The 22,404-nt window shown below is 57.5% G+C and carries 20 protein-coding genes, 1 tRNA gene and 1 pseudogene; 17 read left to right on the top strand and 5 right to left on the bottom strand.

The window, feature by feature from the left end; all coding sequences use genetic code 11:
- Nucleotides 1-77 precede the first annotated feature (77 nt).
- The 5 genes from BA177_RS10825 (at nucleotide 78) to BA177_RS10805 (ending at nucleotide 6,024) form a co-directional block, all read left to right on the top strand.
- A complete protein-coding gene (locus tag BA177_RS10825) occupies nucleotides 78-1,148 on the top strand; it encodes a hypothetical protein (RefSeq protein WP_068616159.1) in 1,071 nt (356 codons plus the stop codon).
- 106 nt (nucleotides 1,149-1,254) lie between these two features.
- Complete coding sequence (locus BA177_RS10820) at nucleotides 1,255-2,976, top strand: OPT family oligopeptide transporter (RefSeq protein WP_068616157.1); 1,722 nt, start codon at nucleotides 1,255-1,257, stop codon at nucleotides 2,974-2,976.
- A 45-nt stretch (nucleotides 2,977-3,021) separates the two neighbouring features.
- The gene (locus BA177_RS10815) at nucleotides 3,022-3,558 is read left to right on the top strand and encodes a hypothetical protein (protein WP_068616155.1); all 537 of its coding nucleotides are present in this window, start codon (nucleotides 3,022-3,024) and stop codon (nucleotides 3,556-3,558) included.
- Between the two features lie 105 nt (nucleotides 3,559-3,663).
- On the top strand, nucleotides 3,664-4,464 hold the full coding sequence (locus BA177_RS10810) for a lipase family alpha/beta hydrolase (protein ID WP_156762787.1): 801 nt from the start codon (nucleotides 3,664-3,666) through the stop codon (nucleotides 4,462-4,464).
- 54 nt (nucleotides 4,465-4,518) lie between these two features.
- A complete protein-coding gene (locus BA177_RS10805) occupies nucleotides 4,519-6,024 on the top strand; it encodes a WS/DGAT/MGAT family O-acyltransferase (RefSeq protein ID WP_068616151.1) in 1,506 nt (501 codons plus the stop codon).
- An 11-nt stretch (nucleotides 6,025-6,035) separates the two neighbouring features.
- On the opposite strand, the gene BA177_RS10800 is transcribed toward BA177_RS10805, so the two are convergent.
- On the bottom strand, nucleotides 6,036-6,914 hold the full coding sequence (locus BA177_RS10800; RefSeq protein WP_068616149.1) for a type II secretion system protein: 879 nt from the start codon (nucleotides 6,912-6,914) through the stop codon (nucleotides 6,036-6,038).
- 218 nt (nucleotides 6,915-7,132) lie between these two features.
- Between BA177_RS10800 and BA177_RS10795 the strand changes: the two genes are divergently transcribed.
- A complete protein-coding gene (locus BA177_RS10795; protein ID WP_068616148.1) occupies nucleotides 7,133-7,765 on the top strand; it encodes a DUF2799 domain-containing protein in 633 nt (210 codons plus the stop codon).
- A gap of 15 nt (nucleotides 7,766-7,780) precedes the next feature.
- Here the strand turns inward: BA177_RS10795 and BA177_RS10790 are convergent, their stop codons facing one another.
- Together BA177_RS10790 and BA177_RS10785 are read right to left on the bottom strand one after the other, a co-directional pair.
- A complete protein-coding gene (locus tag BA177_RS10790) occupies nucleotides 7,781-8,203 on the bottom strand; it encodes a hypothetical protein (RefSeq protein ID WP_068616146.1) in 423 nt (140 codons plus the stop codon).
- 236 nt (nucleotides 8,204-8,439) lie between these two features.
- Nucleotides 8,440-9,921, bottom strand: coding sequence for an alanine/glycine:cation symporter family protein (locus BA177_RS10785; RefSeq protein WP_068616144.1), 1,482 nt, complete (start codon nucleotides 9,919-9,921; stop codon nucleotides 8,440-8,442).
- Between the two features lie 500 nt (nucleotides 9,922-10,421).
- Between BA177_RS10785 and BA177_RS10780 the strand changes: the two genes are divergently transcribed.
- The 3 genes from BA177_RS10780 to BA177_RS10770 are packed head-to-tail and all read left to right on the top strand — an operon-like array spanning nucleotide 10,422 to nucleotide 13,103.
- The gene (locus BA177_RS10780; RefSeq protein ID WP_068616142.1) at nucleotides 10,422-11,468 is read left to right on the top strand and encodes a DUF2157 domain-containing protein; all 1,047 of its coding nucleotides are present in this window, start codon (nucleotides 10,422-10,424) and stop codon (nucleotides 11,466-11,468) included.
- The gene (locus BA177_RS10775) at nucleotides 11,465-12,568 is read left to right on the top strand and encodes a DUF4401 domain-containing protein (RefSeq protein ID WP_068616140.1); all 1,104 of its coding nucleotides are present in this window, start codon (nucleotides 11,465-11,467) and stop codon (nucleotides 12,566-12,568) included. Before BA177_RS10780 ends, BA177_RS10775 begins: the two co-directional genes overlap by 4 nt.
- Nucleotides 12,561-13,103: a GDYXXLXY domain-containing protein gene (locus tag BA177_RS10770; protein WP_068616138.1), complete on the top strand. Its 543-nt coding sequence runs from the start codon at nucleotides 12,561-12,563 to the stop codon at nucleotides 13,101-13,103. Before BA177_RS10775 ends, BA177_RS10770 begins: the two co-directional genes overlap by 8 nt.
- A 16-nt stretch (nucleotides 13,104-13,119) precedes the next feature.
- Here BA177_RS10770 and BA177_RS10765 read toward each other — a convergent pair.
- A tRNA-Leu gene (locus BA177_RS10765) sits at nucleotides 13,120-13,206 on the bottom strand.
- 287 nt (nucleotides 13,207-13,493) lie between these two features.
- Between BA177_RS10765 and rnr the strand changes: the two genes are divergently transcribed.
- From rnr to alr, 8 genes and pseudogenes are all read left to right on the top strand, one after another.
- Entirely contained in the window at nucleotides 13,494-15,719 is a 2,226-nt protein-coding gene (gene rnr / locus BA177_RS10760) for a ribonuclease R (RefSeq protein WP_068616136.1), read from the top strand.
- Nucleotides 15,716-16,489: a 23S rRNA (guanosine(2251)-2'-O)-methyltransferase RlmB gene (gene rlmB, locus BA177_RS10755; protein ID WP_068616133.1), complete on the top strand. Its 774-nt coding sequence runs from the start codon at nucleotides 15,716-15,718 to the stop codon at nucleotides 16,487-16,489. The genes rnr and rlmB overlap by 4 nt, the downstream gene beginning before the upstream one ends.
- Nucleotides 16,490-16,674: 185 nt before the next feature.
- A pseudogene (gene rpsF / locus BA177_RS18905) lies at nucleotides 16,675-17,055 on the top strand (30S ribosomal protein S6); the annotation flags it as partial.
- A gap of 167 nt (nucleotides 17,056-17,222) precedes the next feature.
- A complete protein-coding gene (gene rpsR / locus BA177_RS10745; RefSeq protein WP_068616129.1) occupies nucleotides 17,223-17,447 on the top strand; it encodes a 30S ribosomal protein S18 in 225 nt (74 codons plus the stop codon).
- Between the two features lie 21 nt (nucleotides 17,448-17,468).
- Complete coding sequence (locus tag BA177_RS10740) at nucleotides 17,469-18,371, top strand: YybS family protein (protein ID WP_068616127.1); 903 nt, start codon at nucleotides 17,469-17,471, stop codon at nucleotides 18,369-18,371.
- Between the two features lie 42 nt (nucleotides 18,372-18,413).
- Nucleotides 18,414-18,863 carry a 50S ribosomal protein L9 gene (rplI, locus tag BA177_RS10735; protein WP_068616125.1) on the top strand — a complete coding sequence of 150 codons (450 nt, stop codon included), beginning with the start codon at nucleotides 18,414-18,416 and terminating at the stop codon, nucleotides 18,861-18,863.
- Between the two features lie 121 nt (nucleotides 18,864-18,984).
- Nucleotides 18,985-20,382 (top strand): replicative DNA helicase, encoded by a 1,398-nt coding sequence (gene dnaB / locus BA177_RS10730; protein WP_068616124.1) that lies wholly within the window; start codon nucleotides 18,985-18,987, stop codon nucleotides 20,380-20,382.
- A 37-nt stretch (nucleotides 20,383-20,419) separates the two neighbouring features.
- The gene (gene alr / locus BA177_RS10725; protein WP_068616122.1) at nucleotides 20,420-21,526 is read left to right on the top strand and encodes an alanine racemase; all 1,107 of its coding nucleotides are present in this window, start codon (nucleotides 20,420-20,422) and stop codon (nucleotides 21,524-21,526) included.
- Nucleotides 21,527-21,552: 26 nt separating this feature from the next.
- On the opposite strand, the gene BA177_RS10720 is transcribed toward alr, so the two are convergent.
- Nucleotides 21,553-22,350 (bottom strand): FHA domain-containing protein, encoded by a 798-nt coding sequence (locus BA177_RS10720; protein WP_068616120.1) that lies wholly within the window; start codon nucleotides 22,348-22,350, stop codon nucleotides 21,553-21,555.
- Nucleotides 22,351-22,404: the final 54 nt, after the last annotated feature.

The raw sequence follows: 22,404 nt of genomic DNA, 5'->3' as shown, positions 1-22,404 counted from the left end.
AGGTTCCGCATTGATGCTGACGTTGGCAGCATAGTGCGGCAGAATCCCCGGATCAGGCACTACAGCGGGAAAGGGATTTGCACAACACGGAAGGCGCGCTGCTCTTCAAGGCAGGACCGGGTGCTTATGCGGATATTCGCAAACGCGGCTTTTCAGTCGAACGTATTGGCACGATAGCCGGCGCATCAGGCGGGGCGAAGTGGTTGGTCCTCAGTCAGCTTGATCGGGTGATAGTCGAGCATGTTGTGCCCGCGTTGCCGGGTCCTGTGCATTTGCTCGGTTCATCGATCGGGGCGTGGCGTTTCGCCTGTTACGCGCAGGCGGAGCCACTTGCCGCCATAGAGCGGTTTGAGCGGGCATACCTCGAGCAGTCCTACTCGGAACGACCGGATTCGAACGAAATCACCGCCAAGAGCACCGAGATACTCCATGAGATGTTGGGCGAGAGTGGGGCAGAAGAGATTGTCAGCCATGCTTCGTGTCGGTTGCATATTCTGACTGTCCTGTGCGGACGCCTGACGGCCAGTGACCGACGTGCCTTGCAGGGTAGCGGCCTGCTATTGGCAGCAGTCGGGAACTTGTTCAGCCGACGTATGCTGGGACGGTTTTTTTCCCGCGCACTGTTTTACGACAACCGCGATTTACCGCCGTTCTACAACGCGGGCGGTTTTCCGTTGGAGCGGGTGCCGCTGAGCAAAGAAAATTTGCCGAAAGCCGTTCTGGCTTCTGGCTCGATTCCCATGGTGCTAAACGGTGTGCGCGACATTCCCGGTGCACCGCCAGGCACCTACCGCGACGGTGGCGTTATCGATTACCACCTCGACATGCCGTTGAGTGATCCTGACCGGCTCACATTGTTTCCGCATTTCTTTGAGCGCTTGATCCCAGGCTGGTTCGACAAGCGGTTGCCGTACCGTCGTCACAGCGCCGAAGCGCTGGACCGTACCGTGCTTGTCTGCCCGTCGCCGGAATTTATCGCCAGACTTCCACATGGCAAGGTGCCGGATCGTCACGATTTTCAGAATTTTTCGACGGCTGAACGTGAGCGGAACTGGCGTCAGGTGGTTGTCGCCTGCAAGCAACTCGCCGATGAGCTGCACGATACTCTGGAGCGGGATGCGCTGGCGGCGAAGCTGCAACCATTGTGATAGGCTTTCGCGGACATCACGGGCCTCTTTGCTGAAAAGAATAATGCGGTCCGCCATTGCTGCGGTCAGCCGTGGCGGCTGCGTCACATTGCATCGGGGATAGTGCATGGCAGTAGGATCGACGTTTTCCAATAGCCGGGAGTACCCGGAACTCACCTGGCCGGCGGTCATAGTTGGCTGGTTTCTCGGTGTCATCATCGCCATTTCGATTGGCTATGCGGCTCTGATACTGGGCTTCTCCATTGAGGGCTCGGAACTCGCGGCGATACTCGGCTTCGGCATTCTGCGCGGCATTCTGCGGCGCAAAAGCATCATTGAAAACAACATCGTGCAGACGATAGCGAGCGGTGTGAACGGGGCGTCGTCAGGCATGATGTTTTCCGTGCCGGCCATATTCATTCTTGGCTACGGTGACCGTTTTGATCCGGTGCTCCTGACCTTCGGCTGCATCGCCGGGGCTTTTCTTGGCATAGCGTTCATCATCCCGCTGCGCAAACACATGATCGATTTCGAGCGACTGACCTATCCGGGTGGCGTCGCTGTGGCCACGATTCTGAAATCGCCAGGCGCTGGCGTCCATAAAGCCGTTATTCTGCTGGCAGCGGCGGCGGTCAGCGCCGCCGTGCATATCGTGTCGCAGCAAACCGGGGTTTCCAACTGGAACTTCGGCGAGCTGATAGGCATGCCCTCGTACATGAACGGCATCTGGTACCTGTCGTTACTGACGATCGGCACTGGCTTTATCGCCGGTCGCGGCGGTGTGGCATTTATCATTGGTGGTTTCGTGGCGTACTGGTTCTTGTCGCCGATGCTGTCGCTCAGCGGTAACTTCCCGCTGGATCAGCTGGGTGCGGCGATCAGCGATCCGAACCAGCTGCGGTCATTGTTGTACCGGCCGTTGGGTATTGGCATGTTGATTGGTGGTGCGATGATGGGCGTGGCGATCGCCTTGCCATTGATCATCAGTGCGGTTCGTTCGATGCAAAAATCCGCATCATCCGGCAGTAAAGTTGCTGCCGATGAGATGCCGATCAAACTACTGTACGTAGGTATCGTGGGTGCGGCGGTACTGCTGACGTATATCTCAGTGACTTCCGTAGAGAGCGTAGGCCTCGTTCGCGGCATCGGCATGGCCTTATTGGGCACGTTATGGATCTGGATGTCGGGCATTATTTTGTCGGAGGCTATCGGCCGGACCAACTGGTCACCGTTGTCCGGCATGACGCTGGTCGGCATCACCTTGCTGATCATTCTTACCCACGGCATGGAGCGTGGCGATTCCATAGTGGCGGCGATCATGGTGGGCGCTGCGACTTGCGTCGCCATGTCGCAGGCGACGGACCTGATGCTCGACCTGAAGACCGGCTACCTGGTCGGCGCGACTCCCCGGATGCAACAGTTCGGTCAGTTTATCGGTGCGTGGCTGGGACCGATTGTGGTTATTGGCGTGATCTTTGTATTGCACGAAGCGTTTACGCTGGGCAGTGATCGCCTGCCGGCTCCGCAGGGGCAGGCCCTTGCATCGATGATCGAAGGAATCATGGGCGGAGACGTACCCACCGAAAAATACATGGCCGGCGCCATTCTTGGCGGCATACTTTCAGCGGTCATCGGCGGCCTCGGTATCACGGTCGGCCTTGGTTTTTATCTGCCTTTCAATATCGTGCTGACGTATTCACTTGGCACTTTAGCTCGCGAATTGTGTGATCGCTTCCGCGGCAAATCCTGGAGTGAGAACGTCGGAATACCCGTTGCTGCCGGCCTGATCGTCGGCGAAGCGCTCGTTGGCGTAGGCTATGCCATTGTCTACGTTGTCACGGCGAGCTGAATCTGTGCTCCCCACTATGCTCGCTACGGATACGAGGTGTTACGCATGAAGTCATTGGGCAGAACGTTCCTGATTGCGGGCTTTCTGGCATCTGCATTTGCCACGGCACTGCACGTGTACGAGACGAATTGGCTCATTTTTGTGCCAGCCGCATTGCTCGCAGTCTGTGGCGTAGTCATGATCAAGCGGCAGTCGAGCAGCGAGGCCCGCTCCGAGGAAGTGTTGACAGCCAACAAGGCTGAACTTACGAGCTCACTGCAAAACATTGTAACGTCACTTGATGAGTTGATCGGTCAAGGGCAGTTCGCATCGGTGGAGCTTCGCGATGGAATCGACGATCGCGTACGGCTGGATTTGCAGCGATTTGCCGATGCCAGAGAAAGCCTGATTCATCTCTTTGGCATGCAGATCTACGCCAACATCATGAGCGAATTCGCTGCTGGGGAGCGTTATGTGAACCGGGTATGGTCGGCATCGGCGGACGGCTATGACAAGGAAGCCAGTGACTATTTAGAGCGGGCTATTCAGCAATTTCGCGATGCGAACGAGCAATTGCAACAGGCTGAGCGAGCGGCGGCGTGAGTTAGACCGAACGATCCCCGTGGATTGGCGCATGCTTTTCAGCAGCGCGGCCCGAAGTGTCCTGGAATGGCGCTGATTCTCCGGCAATTAGGGTAAGATCGACCGGTGTTGACGAAGCGGCGGCAGCCTGATGCACCGGATATGGACAGTCACGCGGTAACGCCCCCACCACTGTTTCTCGCCTTGCTGGAAGCGCCCCGGGCGTTGACCGAAGCCAGTGCCTTGTGGCCCAGCGGCCGATTTCTGCGAAACCTTGAACCGGGTGATGGCCACGCCGTCATGACTTTGCCGGGCTTCATGGCGTCAGACAATTCGACCCGTACCTTGCGTCGTTACCTGCGCAGCTGGGGCTACGGCGCACATCCTTGGGATCTGGGCAGAAATTTCGGTGTTCGAAACGGCGAGCACCTTGATGACGCCCTGGACGAACGCCTGCTTAAGCTGTATCAGCAATCGGGACGCAAAGTCAGCCTGGTAGGCTGGAGCCTCGGCGGTTTGCTGGCACTGGAAGCGGCTCGCCGGAATTCATCGATCGTCCGTAGCGTCATCTCACTGGGCAGTCCATTGGGTGATCCCAAAGCGACCAACCTCTGGCGCCTCTACGAGCTTTTGACCGGGCAGCAAGTAACCAGCGATGAAGTGCGCGAGCGTATTCTGCAATTACGACAACCCATAGCGGATGTGCCGGTCACTGCCATATACAGTCGTTCGGATGCCGTAGTCTCCTGGAAGATCGCGCAACTGCCAGATTGCGACATGGTAGAGAGCATCGGTGTCGATGCGAGCCACTTGGGAATGGGTTTTAATCCGGCCGTGCTGTACGCCATCGCGGACAGGCTGCGGCAGGTGGAAGCGGACTGGCTGCCGTTTGACAACAGTGGAGTCCGTCGCTTCTTCTTTCGTTAAATTGATTTCAATACCGAGCGCAATGATAGCGCGGGCTTTGTGAGGAATGGTTCCATGCAGCAGCTGACCGGACTGGATTCGTCGTTTCTCCATATGGAAACCGGTTCAACGCCCATGCACATCGGGTCACTGGCGGTTTACGACCAGAGCACGGCGCCGGATGGCCATGTCACTTTTAAACAGATTCTGCATTTTTTCGAACAACGATTGCACAAGGCACGCGCCTTCCGCCAGCGGTTGATACGGGTACCGCTGAGTCTGGACCATCCTTACTGGATAGAGGACCCGGACTTTGATCTTGAGTTTCACGTACGGCATATAGCGCTGCCTAAGCCCGGTGATTGGCGGCAACTGTGTATTGAGACAGCACGCATACATTCGCGCCCGCTCGACATGCGCAAACCGTTGTGGGAAGCGTGGGTCATCGAAGGCCTGGACAATGTAAAGCAACTGCCGAAAGGCAGTTTCGCATTGCTGTTAAAAGTCCACCATGCAGCAATTGACGGGGTTTCCGGTGCTGAGATTGCCGAAGCGATTCACGATCTCAGCCCGCTCGCAGACGCCGACGAAGCCGCTACCGAGTGGCGACCGGAACGCATCCCAACGGGCATCGAGTTGCTGACTCGCAGCGCCGCACGCAGTGTTACGGCGCCGGTCAGGATCAGCAACATGATTCGGCGCTCCGCACCCGCGTTGCTCAAAGTGGCTGCAGGGGTGTGGACACGGCAACTGAAAATTCCTGTGCGCGTACCGCGCACGCGATTCAATCGAAACGTTACGCCCCACAGGGTATTCGATGGTCGGGTATTTGATCTTGAGCAGATCAAAGCGATTAAGAATCAGTTCCCGGGAACGACCGTCAACGACGTGATAGTCACGATTTGTGGTGGGGCATTGCGGCGTTATCTGGAATCGCGCAATGAGCTGCCAGCCGACTCACTGGTCGCGATGGCACCCATGTCGGTGCGGGCTGAACAGCATCATGGCTCTGCGGGCAACCGGATAACGGCGATGAGCCTCCCGGTACGCAGTGATATTGCCGATCCGGTAGCGCGCTTGAACGCCGTCAGCAAAGAAAGCCAACAAGCCAAGAAGCTGACTTATACGATGGGCCCGGATCTGGCTGCGGACGCCGCCGAACTTTTGCCATCGACCGTTTCCGGGTTGCTGGCCAGAGTGTTCGCCGATACTCAGTTGGCGTCGCGATTGCCACCGTTGTTCAACACGGTCATTACCAATGTGCCGGGCGTGAACATGCCCTTGTACTCCATGGGCTCCAAGCTGGTTGCGAGCTGGGGGCTGGGGCCTGTAGTGCATGGGCTGGGCCTGTTTCAGCCAGTGCTGAGTTACAACGGAACAATCACGATCAGCGCGATCGCAGATCGCGACATGATGCCGGATCCAGCGTTCTACAGTGATTGTCTACAAGCATCATTTGACGAGTTGTACGCGGCAACCGCAGGGTCGCAGACGCCAAAGCCGAAGAACAAAGCGCGACCTAAACGTGCGGTGAAGAGGGCTGGTAATAACGGCAGTGCGGAATCTGCGAGTATCAGCTGAAGGTGGATGATCTATGCGCCGGGAACGGCGGATCGGGCGCAACGTTCGTCGAGGTATTGTTGCAATGCTTCGGCATCCTCATTCAGCAAATGGTCTCTTTGATCTTTCCAGCCGGTAAGCATTGCCAGGTTGCGTTCATTCGTGATCAAAATGTTGTCATCTGATTGAGTATTGATTTCCCAGCCGGGCACAGCGACAACCAATCGTACGTGCACCTCATGCCCGACGACCTTGCCGCATTCACGGGCAAAGCGATCAACAATCTTGCGCGTTTCTGCCAGTGGCACAGAATAACGGCCGTCCGCGAAATCCAGTGTTTGCTCACTGAGTGTCAGCAGGTTGCTCTTGCCTGCGCGGCGCGCAATGACTTTGATGGCGTAGATGCCGTGTATTCCGACTAGCACATGATCGACGATACCCAATGCGCAGGGAACGTCGTGAAAAGTACGATTGTGGTTGGCCGTGATCTGACGCAATGCGTGGCCTATGGTCTGGCTCGCCTCGATCTTGAACTGCAATTGTTGTCGTCGCAGTGAATACTGAATGCCACGATATAGCGCCCCCGCCAGCGCTATGCCAACTATCGCGAGCACACCAACCTGTTGCCAGCCGGCCAGGTTGAAACCGGAGCTGGTCGGTTCAGCTAACAGTAAGGTTAGGGCGCATACGATAAAGAACAGGATCGGGGTCAGATACAGTGATCGGCGTTGGCCAAGACGCTCCCATTCGGTTCGCAGGTTTTCAGCCGGGTTGTTGGTCGCCGAACTGTGGAACCGGGTCCGCCGTCGGAGTATCCAAGGCAGTTTTCGTCCCAGGATCAGTAGTGCCGTGAATACCAGCGTACCTGCCATCGCCAGGGCGGAGGTGGAACTGATGACAGCCAGGTTCATGCCAGTCGTTGCTCGTCACGGGAAAACTGCAGACAGAGTAGCGGTGGGCACGACGGGCTAACTGTGATGCAGGTCACAGTGACCGGAATGCTCGCCTATGGTGGTACCGGCGACGGTGAAACTATCTGTGAGTCAGGTCACGGTGGCTGCCGGGATCGACTTGTATGTTGGATCAATACGCCAGATTGTGCGACGCGAGCGTCGATGGAGATTGGGTTATGCAGCGAATTCTTATTAGTTCGACACTTGTCGTCAGCATGGCGCTCATGAGTGCCTGTGCATCCATGAGCGCCGACGAATGTGCCGTTAGTGACTGGCGAGCCATCGGCTATGAAGACGGTGCGCGTGGCTACACAGCGGACAGGCTGGGTCAGCATCGCAAAGCATGTGCCAAGCATGGCTATGCGCCTGACCTCGATGACTACCGCAGCGGCCGCGACGAAGGATTGCGGGAATTCTGCCAGCCGTCCAGAGGTTTCAGCCTTGGCTCCGGCGGTGGGCAATACTATGGTGTTTGTGCGAGCGATCAGGAACCTTATTTTCTGGATGCGTATCGCCGCGGTCAGCACCTTTATACATTGCGTAGCAACGTGAACTCGGCCAACAGTTCCATTCGCTCCCGTGAAGCGGAGCTGGAACGGGTACGGAATCAGATACGCGATACCGAGGCCGCACTTATCAGTCGGGAGACAACGACCGAGAACCGGATACTGCTACTGGCTGACCTGAAAGAACTGTCGGAGGAGGCCGGCAGGCTGGAGGCGGAAATTGTCGATCTGATCGAAGAACGAGCCGATCACCAACACGAGCTGGCCAACTACGAAGCTGTACTCGCCGATTCCGGCTACTAGCCAGGCCGGCCCGCCTTAATCGTTTGGCGTCCTGGGCGAGCCGTCTGCCCGGCGATCGGACAGGTGGCGCCGATCTTTATCGCGGCGGGGTGCTGAACCGCCAAAGCCTTTTTGGAACGGATGACGTCGATCGTCGCCGCCCCGGCGGTCGGCAAAATGCACGAAACGGCATTGGCAATCGTCATGACTGCAATCGGCCAACGGCAACTCCGGCGCGGTACCCGCCAGAAAGCGCCGGCCGTGCAACTCGCGCGACGCGGTACATGCACCGGCGCCGAATCGAATTGAGACAGCATGAAACCGGCCGCTGCCATCGAGATTGCTATCCAACGTTTCTGCCGTGTTCGATTCGGGCGCCTCAGTACGTCGCCGAAGTCGCAAGGCCAGAACAAGTACCACACAAACCAGCGCCGCCACGATGCCAGTATGTACTATCACAGGCTTCTCCTTTGGCCCGCTATCGAAACGCGATGAAGCAGTTCGCCTGGCAGCCTTGCCGTCACGATTTCACTTGTCTTCATGCAGAAGGCCGGTTGGCCAGCGTTTCCAGTTCGCTCGCGGGGTCTCTCTTCAAATGTGAGATTGTTATTATTCAGCCGTACTTTAAACGCGATTGATGTAAACGTCACGCTTTGTAATTGCCTGCGAACGTGACGGATTCGAGCTTATCGGTATCAACGTTTATTGCGCTCCACCCAAAAGCCGGCATTCTTGATACCCAGTGCTTCGGGATCAAATTGATACTTTGCGACGTTCCGTTTCTTTTGATCCTCGTAATCCCGTAGAGCTTTAAGCGCGGGTTTGGATACGAAAAATATGATCAGAATGGCCAATATGTTGAGCCAGGCCATCAGACCTACGCCGATGTCACCGAGGCCCCACGCAAGGCTCGCGGTTCGTACAGCGCCGTAGAACACGGACGTCATGAGACCGATTTTCAACAGGAAAATCATGCCAGGGAAGCGAAACGTGCGACGGATATAGGCGACGTTGGTTTCGGCAATGTAGTAGTAGGCCAACAATGTCGTGAATGCGAAGAAGAACAGGGCAATCGCTACGAACGGCTTGCCGATACCGGTCGCGACACTGTCTACCGCGAACTGGGTAAAGGCGGGGCTGTTGGGGTCAAGCGTGGCAGGGACGTTCTGAATCAGGAAGCCGCCGGCCGGGTCGTGAACATTGTAAGCGCCGGTGATGAGGATCATAAACGCGGTGGCGGAGCACACAAACAGCGTGTCGATATAGACTGAGAACGCCTGCACCAGGCCTTGCTGGGCCGGATGATCCACTTCGGCCGCGGCGGCTGCGTGCGGACCAGTGCCTTGTCCTGCCTCGTTGGAGTATATGCCGCGTTTGACGCCCCAACCGATTGCGGCACCAAAGCCTGCCATTGGAGTGAATGCATCCGTAAAGATCAGACTGATCACGCGCGGCAATTCCGAAATATTCAATGCCACGACGGCACAGGCGGTGATGATGTAGGCCAGGGCCATGAACGGCACGACAAACTGGGTAAAGTGCGCGATGCGTTTGACGCCACCGAAAATAATGAAACCGAGCACCATCACGATGCCGATCGCGGTCACGATCTTGGTGACACTGATCGTGCCGAAGGTTGTTACGACCATGGTATCGGCACCGAAAGCAACTTCAGCGGCCGACGAAATACTGTTGGATTGCACACCGGGGAGCAGGAAGCCGGTGGCCAGGATGGTGGTGAGCGCAAACAGCCAGCCGTACCATTTTTGACCCAGTGCTTTCTCGATGAAATAGGCCGGACCGCCGCGGTACTGGCCTTCGTCGACTTCTTTGTAGATCTGGCCCAGGGCCGATTCCACGTACGCTGTCGAAGCGCCGAGAAATGCGACGATCCACATCCAGAATACGGCGCCAGGTCCGCCGAAGCCGATGGCAGCGGCCACACCTGCAATATTGCCTGTGCCGACCCTGCCGGACAGTGATACCGCGAGCGCCTGGAATGTCGAAATGCCCTGATCAGAGCTCTTGCCGGAGGTCAGCAGCGACAGCATCTCGCGAAACATGCGGACCTGTACAAAACGCGTCTGGTATGAAAAGAAGAGCCCTGCACCGAGCGCAAGGTAGACGAGTACCGGGCTCCAGATGATGGCGTTTAACTGGTCGACGATTGCTTGCATGTTTGCCCTTTCCGGATCTTGGTTGTGGGTCGCAAGCGGCACAGTCTAACCGATTTGGCCAGCCTGGCTATTCCATATCCATGATTCGCTTGCCCGTGGCAGCCTGTGGCTGGCTATGGAACACCGCCAGGTACAGCAGCCCCCCGGGGCGATGGGGGCGCGTGGCTGTGTAGGTTGGCAATCCATGCAAAAAATCCGGGCGCTGGGGCGAGCAATAATTGTGTCGCCGCTGCGGCGGCGGGATATTGACTCGCGTACGCTTGGCGAGGGCCAACAATATTGCACAGTTTGACTCGTTATACGGCCTTTAAAAGACTGGTAAAACAGGGGGTTAGGTATTTTCGGTTGCAAGCCGTTGGTGACCACAAGGAGGGCGGTATCGGCGGTCAAAGCGGTACAACGGAGGTTGCGGCGCTTGTGGCTGGTTCGTAACAGCTGGTGCGGTGGTGTGCTTGCAGGGTCTACAATCCAGCCGACCCACTGATTCGGCGGAGGCCTGAATGAGCCAGGAGCAGACAGCCAGCTACACGGCGGTTACCGAGATGGCGATCGCCGCCCGATTCTCCGAAGCTGCCTGTGATCGATCAATCGAAATCGCATGCCTGCAGCCCGAGCAGGCGGACTGGCGGCGATATCTTGATCGATTTCTGATGGTTGTCGGCATCGCCTTGATAGCCGCGGGTATTGCCGCATTTATCGCATGGAATTGGGCGGAGCTGGATCGTTTTGCAAAGTTCGCGGTATTGCAGGGCGGCATACTGGTATCCGCAGTTTTAGCCTGGCGGTTTGGTTTCGACTCGATCGCCGGCCAGAGCAGCTTGTTCGTCGTGGCTTTTCTGACAGGAATTTTACTCGCGCTCTTCGGCCAGGTGTACCAGACCGGTGCTGATCCCTATGGCCTGTTCCTGAGCTGGGCAATACTCATCTTGCCGCTGTGCATCATTGGTCGTCAGGCGGCGCTGTGGTTGTTGTTCCACATCTTGTTGATCCTGACCGTGATCATGTACTACACGCAGGTGTTACATCCGCCGGAAGGATGGTGGCAACTCGCTCAGCTGGTCGGACCGTTGGTGTGGCTTGGCGCTACCGTGTTGGACTCGACACTGGGGAGTGCGCTTTACTTGGCGAATGCCATTGGGCTCGTTGCGTGGGAACTGGGTACCAGTCGGGGTGTGCCCTGGATGCAAAACAGGGCCTATCCGCGCTTGATCGCCTTCGGCGCTTTCAGTGCGGTATTGCCTTCGACGCTGGTCATGATTTTGAGTGCCAGTTTTGGCGATCAGGCCAACCTTCATTTCATATCGCCGCTGTTGCTGGCAATTACAACGGCCGGCGGACTCTGGTACTACCAGTACAAGCAGCAGGATTTGCTGATTCTAACGTTGTGCTTGCTGGCTGCGATATTCGTGGTGACGTCGTTCGCGATCCGTGAGTTGGTATCGGGCAGCGGCAGCCTGTTGTTTCTCGCCCTCCTGATCATTGCGGAGGTTGCTGGTGCCGCCTGGTGGCTAAAGACAGTTGCCCAACGTTGGGCGTCTCAATCATGACCACCAGAATCTCATTATTGGACGTTGTCAGCCAGCTGGCGACAGAAGGGCTGCTGGACGAAGACGGCAAGGCGCGTGCCGACGCGTTCGTAGCAAGCAGGTCGTTTTCCCAGCCCTGGTACATAAGAACGATGGTGGCAATCGGTGCGTGGCTTGCGAGCCTGCTACTGATCAGTTTCGTCACCGGTTTCACGCTGGCGTTTGAAGGGGGCTACGCTTTCGTCGGTCTCGCACTGGTACTTGCCGCCGTAGTCGTTCGCCGTAACAACGATAGTGATTTTCTTGTGCAAGCCTCCATGGCAGTAAGCCTGGCCGGGCAGGCTCTCCTGTCATGGGGAATCGTCGAAGCGTTCGGCAGCAACAATCACAATATTGTCCTCTCGCTGGCAATTGTCTTGTGCAGCGTGATGTTCGGCGTATTTCCGGATCGAATTCACCGCACGCTTATGGTGTTGTTTGCTGCAGTCTCGACGACCGCACTCTTGTATTCCTGGGAGCTCAACGCGGTAGTGCCGTTGGTGGGTCCGCTACTCACAGCCGCTGCTGTGTATTTGCACAGTCAGCAATCCTTCCTGATTGCCCGAGGGTTTGGGCACTACGTCCGACCGCTGATGAACGGGCTCGTGCTCAGCGCATTCGGCGTATTGCTTTTATCGACGGTGTACATACTCCCGGAGCTGGGCACCATCGAACCTCAGATCTACCCGCGGCCGTGGCTTTCGACCGTATTGTTTGGTGCGATATTTCTGGGAGTTGGCGCAAAAATTGGAGCGAGTCTTGCTGACTCGATCAACCGAGCGAGTCGCCTTGTGATCACACTACTCATGTTTGCCGTCATTGGCGCCAGCTGGTTTGCGCCCGGGCTGATACTTGCCCTGATTGTGGTCACGCTCGGGGTGGCAAATGGTCATAAGGCGTTAATGGGTGCAGGCATTGCGTTTTTTGTTGTGTTTCTGGCGACGTATTTCTACGGCATTGAGGTGACACTCAGAACGAAGTCGATGACCCTGGTTGCTACCGGAGTGAGTATCTTGCTGGCTCGATGGTTGGTGCTAAGGATCTTGGCTGGCAACGATCAGGGAGGCCGACAGAATGCGTGAGGCAATCGACAAACGATTGAACAAGATACGCACCGCCGTGCTCGCGGGGACCGCTATTGTTATCGTCGGGGCCATTAATCTGGAGATCAGCAAGAAAGAAGCAATCATCGCAGACGGCTCGACCGTTTTGTTGCGAATTGCTCCGCGTGACCCGCGCTCGTTGTTACAGGGCGACTATATGGCTCTGCGTTATACGCTGGCCGAGACGGTGGCCGGGAAAGCACGAGACGCTGACATTAGGGATGGTTTGATTGTCGTCGAGTTGGCCGAAAGTGGTGAAGCCGGCTTTGTGGCCATTTACGACGGCCAGGCATTGGCTGATACGCAACGGTTGCTCAGGTTCCGGCTGCGGGGCGAGTCAGTCCGCTTGGCAAGCGACGCCTTCTTCTTCGAGGAAGGGCAGTGGGAGGTCTATGAGAGGGCGCGATTCGGCGAGCTTCGGGTCGCTGATAACGGTGAGGCAGTCTTGATTGGGCTGCGTAACGATACGTACGAACGACTGGGTTCTGCAGTGTTGCTGTCGCCGTCTGAATGACCTGCGACTATTTGAATGGTGCCCAGGAGAGGACTTGAACCTCCACTACCTTGCGATAACCAGCACCTGAAGCTGGCGCGTCTACCAATTCCGCCACCTGGGCAATTCTCTATCCAATCAGGATTTTCAATCTTACTGTCAAACCACGGGTGCTACAAAACCCATGTTGGCCGTACAGACCGTGGTCGACCTGGCTTTGTAACCGCGTGATTCTTCGGTGAGTATTCATCACTTGTTACTTGGCCCACCAGCCCCTGAAGCCGGCGTGTCCACCAATTCCGCCACCTCTGCAGGCGGGACGCGTACAATTGCGCCCATTGCGGGGGGCGCACTGTACTCAAACCTCCCGTATCCTGTCAATTGCCAATCAGCTACAAGGAGCAGCGACGATTGTCCAAAAAAGCCAAGACCAATGATGACGCCAAGGGAGGCAAGAAGTACCAGCATCCTTTGCCGGACCGCAATGCCGTGCTGGAGTATCTCCGGGAGGTTGGCAAGCCGCGCCCGGCCGATGCGATTCTCAAAGACTTCAACCTGAAAGGGCAGCGCATGCGTGCGCTGTTGGTCGAAAAACTGGACAAAATGGTACGGGCTGGCCAGATCATCGAGAACCGTCGTGGTGAGTACTGCCTCACCGAGAAACTGCAATTGGTTGCGGGCACCGTTATCGGCCACGCAGACGGCTTCGGCTTCATGCGGCGAGACGATGGCGCGGACGACGTGTACTTGTCCGCGCGCGAAATGCAACGATTGTTCGACGGCGACCGGGCTGTGGTCAAAGTTACCGGCAAGGACCGACGCGGCCGCGAGGAAGGCCGGGTAGTCGAAGTGCTCGAGCGCGGCTTTCGCGAAACGGCGGGTCAGTTTATACGCGAGCGGGGAATCGGAATCGTCATTCCCGACAACCCGAAGATCGCCCATCGTATTCTCGTTCCCGCGGGCGAAGACGGTTCGGCGAAACATGGCCAGATCGTGGTTGCCGAAATTCTGGATTACCCGAGTGGCAACGAACAGGCAACGGGACGAGTCGTCCGTGTCCTCGGCGCGCCCGACAAAAAGGGGATCGCCACCGATCTTGCTATTCACGCACACAGCATCCCGAACGTGTGGCCGAAAAACGTTACCGATCAGGCCGGGAAGTTTGGCAGCAGCGTACCCGCAGCTGCCAAGAAGGGCCGCGAGGATTTGCGCGATATTCCGCTGCTCACCATTGACGGCGCTGATGCCCGGGACTTTGATGATGCGGTCTATTGCGAGCCATCCGGCAAGGGTTGGCGTCTGCTGGTGGCCATTGCTGACGTCGCGCACTACGTTGACGTGCATTCGCCGCTGGACAAGGAAGCGATTCGACGCGGTACCTCAGTGTATTTTGCAGACCGTGTTGTGCCGATGCTGCCGGAGGCGCTTTCTAACGGCCTGTGTTCCCTCAACCCGAAGGTAGACAGGCTGTGCATGGTCTGCGAAATGCGGGTGGGTGCAGACGGCAAAGTTTCAAAATCCCGCTTTTTCGAAGGGCTCATGCGTTCTCATGCGCGCCTTACTTATACCGAGGTCAGCGGTTTTCTTAGCGGCGAAACGCCCAAGTCGGTTCCCGCGGTCGTGCATGAACCGATACAGCACCTGCACGATCTGTACCAAGCGTTTGCCAATAATCGCAATCGCCGAGGTGCGATAGAGCTTGATATTCCACAGGCGCGCATCGAACTCGGTGACGATGGCACGGTGGAAAAAATTATTACGGTGCCGCGCAATGATGCGCATCGTCTGATCGAAGAGTGCATGATCGCGGCCAATGTTCAGGCAGCAAAGTTTTTGCGCAAACACAAGATTGCCGGACTGTATCGTGTACACGCGAAACCCGATCCCGAACGCTTCGAAGATCTTCGCCAGTACCTGTTGAGTCTGGGGTTACAGGTGCCGCACCCGGACCACGTCGAGCCACGTCAATTCAACAAGTTGTTACAGCAGGTTAAAGACCGGCCGGACAGTCAGGCCATCTCGATGGCGATGTTGCGGTCATTGAAACACGCGGAATACACGCCGGAGAATATCGGCCACTTCGGACTTGCGCTTGATGCGTACGCGCATTTCACTTCGCCAATCCGTCGTTACCCGGATCTGCTGGTGCACCGTGCAATCCGCCACATCGTGCGTGGCGGCAAAGCCGGTAACCACGACTATGATCGTGCGGCGATGGACCACCTCGGCCAGGTCTGCTCAGCCCATGAACGATGTGCCGAAGACGCTACACGCGAGGTCGAGGCGTGGCTGAAGTGCGAATTCATGGAAGATAAAGTTGGGGAAACGTTCGCCGGCGTGATTACCGGAGTGACCAATTTTGGTGTCTTCGTGCAGTTGTCAGAATTTCAGATTGACGGGCTGGTGCACGTAACCAGTCTGAAGAACGATTACTACCAGTTTGATGCAAGCAGGCTGGAGCTGGTGGGTGATCGGGGCGGCAAACGCTACCGCCTGGGCGACGCGATGAGCGTGCAGGTACAACGAGTGGACATGGAGTCGAAGCGTATCGATTTCAGGCCCATGGAAGATGAATCTGAACCGCAGACCGGGCGCAAGCGCGCCGGGTCGGGCAGCAAGAGACGAAGCAAACGATGAGTAAAGCGCGCTACGTGACCGGCCTGCGTGCCGTCGAACAACTATTGGCAAGCAGTTCGGCCACGGTACGAAAACTCTATGCCGAATACCGGACGGCGAATCCCAGGGTAGAGGCGTTGATTGCTGCCGCCAATCGGCATGGCGTGGAGGTGCAGTCAGCAAATCGCTCGCGCCTCGAGCAAATGAGCGGTGAATCGCGTCACCAGGGAGTTGTCGCCGAAATCCAGCGCAGCACGACCATGGATGAGGGAGCCTTGCGCGATTTCGTCGAGCAGCGGCTGACGTCTGAACGGCCGGAGCCCATTTTGCTGCTGGTCCTGGAGGGTTTGCAGGACCCGCACAATCTGGGCGCCTGTTTGCGTACCGCCGATGCGGCAGGGGTGGATGCGGTCATCGTTTCAAAACACGGCGCAGCGGGACTCGGTCCTACCGTCAGCAAAGTAGCGGCAGGTGCCGCAGAATCGCTGCCGTTTGCCTCCGTAGCCAATATCGGACGGACCTTGGGCTGGCTGTCGGATTACGGTATCAGCATTGTCGGCACCAGCGACGGCGGCAGCGAGAGTCTGTTTGTGACGCCCATGGACGGCCCGTTGGCATTGGTGATGGGACGTGAACACAGCGGCCTCAAGCAGAACGTGATGCAGCGCTGTGATCGCCTGGTGCATCTGCCGATGCTGGGTTCGGTCTCCAGCCTCAATGTTTCGGTGGCCACCGGAATCTGCCTCTACGAAGCCTTGCGCCAGCGTCAGGCCAGCCCGACCACCGAATAGGCCGGCGCGGATCGGCGGAAATCCGTGATTTTGCAGGCCTTTGCTTGCAGACCCGCATCGCCTTAGGTAGGATGCGCCTCCCGCTTGACTGGCGGGCGGTGGATGGCTGCGCGCACGCGCTGGGTCACCGCCGTACCTCTTGCCTCACCGGATGACCGGGAGGCTATTATCCGTAAGGGGATACAATGAGACATTACGAAATCGTGTTTCTGGTCCATCCGGATCAGAGCGAACAAGTGCCTGCCATGGTGGAACGTTACCAGGGCATGGTTACTGCCTCTGGCGGCACCGTCCACCGCAATGAAGACTGGGGTCGGCGTCAGCTGGCACACCCGATCAACAAAGCGCACAAAGCCCACTACGTCCTGCTGAATGTCGAATGCGATCACGCGATCGTTGACGAGATCACCAGCGCGTTCCGTTTTAACGACGCCGTTCTGCGCCACTTGGTTATCAACCGTAAAGAAGCCATCACTGAAGCATCACCGATGGCCGTCGCGGTTGAAGAAGAGAAGGTTAAAGAGAAAGAGGCGCAGCGCCGCCGCGACGCCAAAGCCGCTGCTGAAGCCGCGATGGCCGCCGAAGAATCAAGCTCCGATGACGCTGCAGCGACCGACGAAAGTGCTTCTGCAGAGAAAGCGGATGCGGCACCGGACAATAATGACAACGACGACGTTGTTGCTGCCGAGAAACCGGCTGCAGCAGCTGACAGCGCGTGACGGAGTAGTTAGAGATGAGTCGATATTCACGCAGACGCAAATATTGCCGTTTTACAGCCGAGGGCATTACCGAGATTGATTACAAGGATCTCACCCTGCTGAAAGCGTACGTCACCGAGACGGGCAAAATTGTACCGAGCCGGATTACCGGCACGAAGGCACATTACCAGCGCCAGTTGGCGAGCGCGGTGAAACGGGCGCGCTTTCTGGCATTGCTGCCGTACACAGATCGACACTGAGCAGCAACAAGGCATAACAACGTGCGTCCGGTAGCGTTGTGGCTTCAGGCGAAGCCATGGAACGGCATTATCGGGCTGGCGTTCGCGTTGGTTGTGCCACTGTTGGCGTCGATCGCCAGCGGCGCGGTCATCGTTATGCTGGTCCTTGCGCACGGAGTTCGTGTAGCGCTGTTGCAAGGAATAGCGGCGGTGGCTATCGCCAGCGGTTTGGCGACCTTGCTGGGTGGTTCCGGTTGGCCGATGCTGTCGAACGCGGCCATCGTGTGTGTTCCCGGCTTGCTGCTGGCGATGTTGATCCAACGTACACGATCACTGTCGTTCACGATGCAGGTCTCGGTTATCGTTGCAGTTATGGCGGTAATCGGCATCCACGTTCTAAGCGGGGACCCGGTTGCTCTGTGGGGCACTGTCATCGACCAGTCTATCGCGGTGTTGCGCGAAGTCGGTTGGAATGAACAGGATGTCGCGACGCTGGCCAGTAACCGGGAGATCATCGCGCGACAGATGACGATGGTCTCGGTATTCGTGCCGTGGTCAATGCTGGCACTGGCAGTGGTTCTGGGATATGCATTGTTTCAGCAATTGCCGGAGCAAGTTGGTCGGTTCGGACGGTTTAGTGATCTGCAGCTGGGCAAGGTACTGGCGGCAAGCATGGCGCTGACCTCTCTGGCCGCCGCTGCAGTCAGTGCCGCGAGTTTGCAGGATTTGGCATTTGTTTTGTTTGCCGTATTCTGGTTGCAGGGCCTTGCGGTGATGCACTGGTTGCACGCGGAAGGTGTTTTGCCAAATCTGGCAATCATCGCAGTTTATGCGCTGTTGCCGTTTTTGCATGTACTGCTGATCCTCGGATTGGCAGTGTTGGGATACAGCGATGCCTGGTTCAATTACCGTCAGCGCATAGCCGCAAGGCGTGCACGTCGGTAGGGCCAGGCGGACTTTTGAATAGTTAAATACAGGGTTTGAACGATGAACGTAATCTTGCTGGACAATGTTGAGAATCTGGGCAGCATCGGCGACCTGGTCACCGTGAAGCCAGGCTATGGTCGCAATTTTCTGCTGCCGAAGGGCAAGGCGGCGTTAGCGACCAAGCAAAATATGGCCGAGTTCGAATCGCGTCGGGCCGAGCTTGAAGCAGCGGCGGCGAAAGAACTTGCCGCGGCGCAGAAGCGCGCGGACCTGGTCAAAGGCATGGAGTTGGTCATTCAGGCCAATGTGGGCTCGGAAGGCAAGCTGTTCGGATCAGTTGGCCCGATCGACATCGAACAAGCTTTCGAGAAACTCAATATCGAAGTTACCCGCGCCGAAGTTCGCATGCCGGATGGCCCGATCCACGATGTTGGTGAACATACTGTCGGCCTGCATTTCCACACCAAGGTTAATGTCGAAATCACAGTCCGGGTTGTCGGCGACGAATAAGCCGTACCCGTGGGCGCCCCAGTACTGCGGCGCTCTGTGATACCTTTGGTAGACGACTTACGCGGGTAATTCCGTCGCGATGGCCGGAGGCTGTGGCGCGGTGGCAGGAGGGTACGGGTCGATGGTGCGAGCGCTGGATGACGGCATGCCGGTTGATGAAATCGAGCAGCGTTTGCGGATGCCGCCTCATTCCATTGAGGCCGAACAGTCATTGATTGGCGGCCTGATGCTCGACAATCTTGCGTGGGACAAGATAGCCGATCTGGTTGTTGCCGATGAGTTTTACCGCAAGGATCATCGCCTGATCTTTGCCGCGATTGCCAACCTGGTCGAGCAGGGCCAGCCCTGCGATGTGGTCACCGTCTCCGAGTTTCTCGACAACCGCGGCGAGCTGGAGTCGGCCGGCGGCCTGGAATACCTGGCGACCCTGACTAACGAGACCCCCGGTGCCGCCAACGTACGAGCGTACGCGGGTATCTTGCGCGAACGGGCGACGTTACGCGCGCTGATCAATGTCGGCAATGAGATCAGCGGTAATGCCTACACGACAGACGGCCGTAGTGCTTCGGCACTGGTGGACGAAGCCGAGCGCATGGTTTACCAGATCGCGGAGAAAGGTGCGCGAGGGAAAGCCGGGTTTCAGGCGCTGAAAGACATCCTGCCTGCCACGGTTGATCGTATCGATCTGCTGCATCAGTCAGATGGCGATGTCACCGGCATATCGACGGGTTACAACGAGTTCGACAAGATGACGGCCGGTCTGCAAAAGGGCGACCTCGTCATCATTGCCGGCCGACCTTCAATGGGTAAAACAACCTTTGCCGTTAACATTGCCGAAAATGCGGCGATCGGTGGCAAGGTACCGACGGCGATATTCTCGATGGAGATGCCTTCCGAACAGCTGGCATTTCGTATGATTTCCTCGCTCGGCCGGGTTGATCAATCCCATCTCAGAACCGGTAATTTCCCGGATGAAGATTGGTCGCGGATCAACACTGCCGTGCAATTGATGTCCGATGCCCCGATTTACATTGATGACACTCCGGCACTGACCCCCACCGAGATTCGTGCGCGTGCGCGGCGCTTGAAGCGTGAGCACGGACTTGGCCTGATCGTCATTGATTATCTGCAGTTGATGCAGGTTGCCGGTATTGCGGAGAACAGGGCTACTGAGATTTCGGAAATATCCCGTTCGCTTAAAGCACTGGCGAAAGAGCTGGAATTGCCGGTTATCGCTCTGTCGCAGCTCAATCGAAGCGTCGAACAACGGACCGACAAGCGGCCGGTGATGTCCGATTTACGTGAGTCGGGAGCCATCGAGCAGGATGCTGATCTGATCATCTTTATCTACCGCGAAGAGGTCTACAACCAGGACACGCCGCGCAAAGGTATTGCCGATATTTGTATAGCGAAACAACGTAACGGTCCAATTGGCGATTTCCCGCTCACGTTCGTCGGCCGCTTTACCAAGTTCGAGAACTGGGTGCCGGAACATTACATGGACGACGGTTACTCCTGATGCAACCCAGTATGCGACGACCGGGCAGGGTTCATTCGTGACCCAAGGTGCCCGGGCGCACATTTCCCCGAGTGCGCTGAGCCACAATCTTAAGCTCGTTCAGACAATGGCGCCTGCCGCACGGGTTCTGGCGGCGATCAAAGGCAATGCCTACGGCCACGGCTTGCTGACGGCGGCGAAGGCGCTGGCCGCGGCTGACGGTCTGGCCATCGCCCGTCTCAGTGAGGCAGAAACGCTGCGATCCGCTGGAATCGACCAACGGCTCGTGCTGCTGGCGGGGCCCTCCAGCCAGAGTGAGCGCGCACTCGCCGCTGCTTGCCAATGTGAGATTGTCGTGCACAGCCATGCGCAGCTGTCACTTCTGGACGGTCGGGGTTCGGGGGCGACGTTCGTTGTCTGGCTGAAAGTCGATACCGGCATGCACCGACTTGGGTTTCAGCCTGAGGAAGTAGCGGCTGTTCTTGCCCGCTTGCGGGCTTCCCCGCAGGTTGCTGACATTCGCTTGATGACCCATTTCGCGTGTGCTGACGATCCGTCTGATCCACTGACGACAGCGCAGCAGGCCCGTTTCCAGCGAGTCTGCAAAGGCTTTGACGGCGACGTCAGCGCGGCGAATTCCCCCGCATTATTCAGTATTACCGCCAGTGTTGCCGACAGTCGGCACTGGGGCAATCTGGGCGCAACATGGGTACGGCCTGGACTGTCGCTGTACGGCATTTCGCCGTTCGCCAGTGGCTCAGGTGCTGATCTTGGTTTGCGGCCAGCGATGACCTTCGAGACCCAGCTCATCGATGTCAGAGGATTGCCTGCGGGTCAAAGAGTGGGCTACGGCGGGCGTTGGTCCGCACCCCGGGATACGGTCATAGGGGTCATCGCAGCGGGCTACGCTGACGGCTACACACGTTTCCTGCCATCGGCTACGCCGGTGCTGATCAATGGCCGCCGTGTGCCTTTGGCGGGCACGGTGTCCATGGACATGGCCGTGGTTGATCTGGGTGCCGGCGCTACCGACAAAGTCGGCGACCGCGTCACCCTGTGGGGTCCGGAATTACCGGTTGAAGAGGTCGCGCGAGCGGCCGCCACAATACCCTATCAGCTGGTCACCGGCGTAATGCACCGGGAACCTCCGCTGATTGGAGAGTAGTGTCTTGCTGAGTCGCGCCTTGTCGCTCAGGCGTTGAAGAAGCCCATTTTGACGCCGGCAAGCTGCAATACATCGTTATCATGCAGCTTGCGAGCCTGTGGACCAATCGCTTGGCCATTGACCAGCGGGTAGTCGCCGTCTTTGCCACTTTCGACGTGCACGACGAAGTAACCCTCGGCGCGGCGGGTAATTGCCGCAACCTGAATGCCGGGCCGGCCCAAAGTCGTCAACGCCTTGGTCAGCTCGAGCTCACGTCCGGCGAACGATCCGCTCAGTACCTGCAATTTGGCCATCGGCAGGGCGCTTGGAGCCAATGCCGGGTCGAGGCCAGCGGCTGTCTGGTCGTGTCGTGCAGGTTCAGGTCTGGGTTTGGGGATGTCGACCTTGACGTCGACCTTGTCGGTAGCCGCTTTTTCCTGGCGTTCGGCGGCAGCTGCTTCTGCAGCCTGCTCGGCCCGTGCGAGCTGTTCGGCATTCTGCTGCCCGGCAGGGATAACCATGGTTTTTTCAAACTCGTCCTGCTCTGGCTCATTCACCTGTTGATCGGCAAATCGCAGCTGATGGTGACCAATCGTGATCACATCGCCGTGTTGCAAGGCGTGTTTCTTGATCAGCTTGCCATTGACGTAGGTGCCATTGGTGCTGTTCAGGTCTTCCAGGAACGAATCATTCAGAATATTGATGATCAATGAGTGGTGCCCGCTAACAGCCGGGTTGTCGATACGAACATCATTGTCCGGAAGACGGCCAATCGTGTACCGCTCCTTGGACATGTTGTATTCAGCGAGAACCTGACTGTCGAGACTGAGGATTAAACGTGCCATTTTTTATTGCCGTTCCTTTTTTGACCGATACCTGATGGGAGCCACCGGAAACCC

Origin of the sequence: Woeseia oceani (assembly GCF_001677435.1) — a bacterium.
GTDB classification, from domain to species: domain Bacteria; phylum Pseudomonadota; class Gammaproteobacteria; order Steroidobacterales; family Woeseiaceae; genus Woeseia; species Woeseia oceani.
Note: the sequence above shows the minus strand (reverse complement) of the source record. Positions and strands in the feature narration are given on the sequence as shown.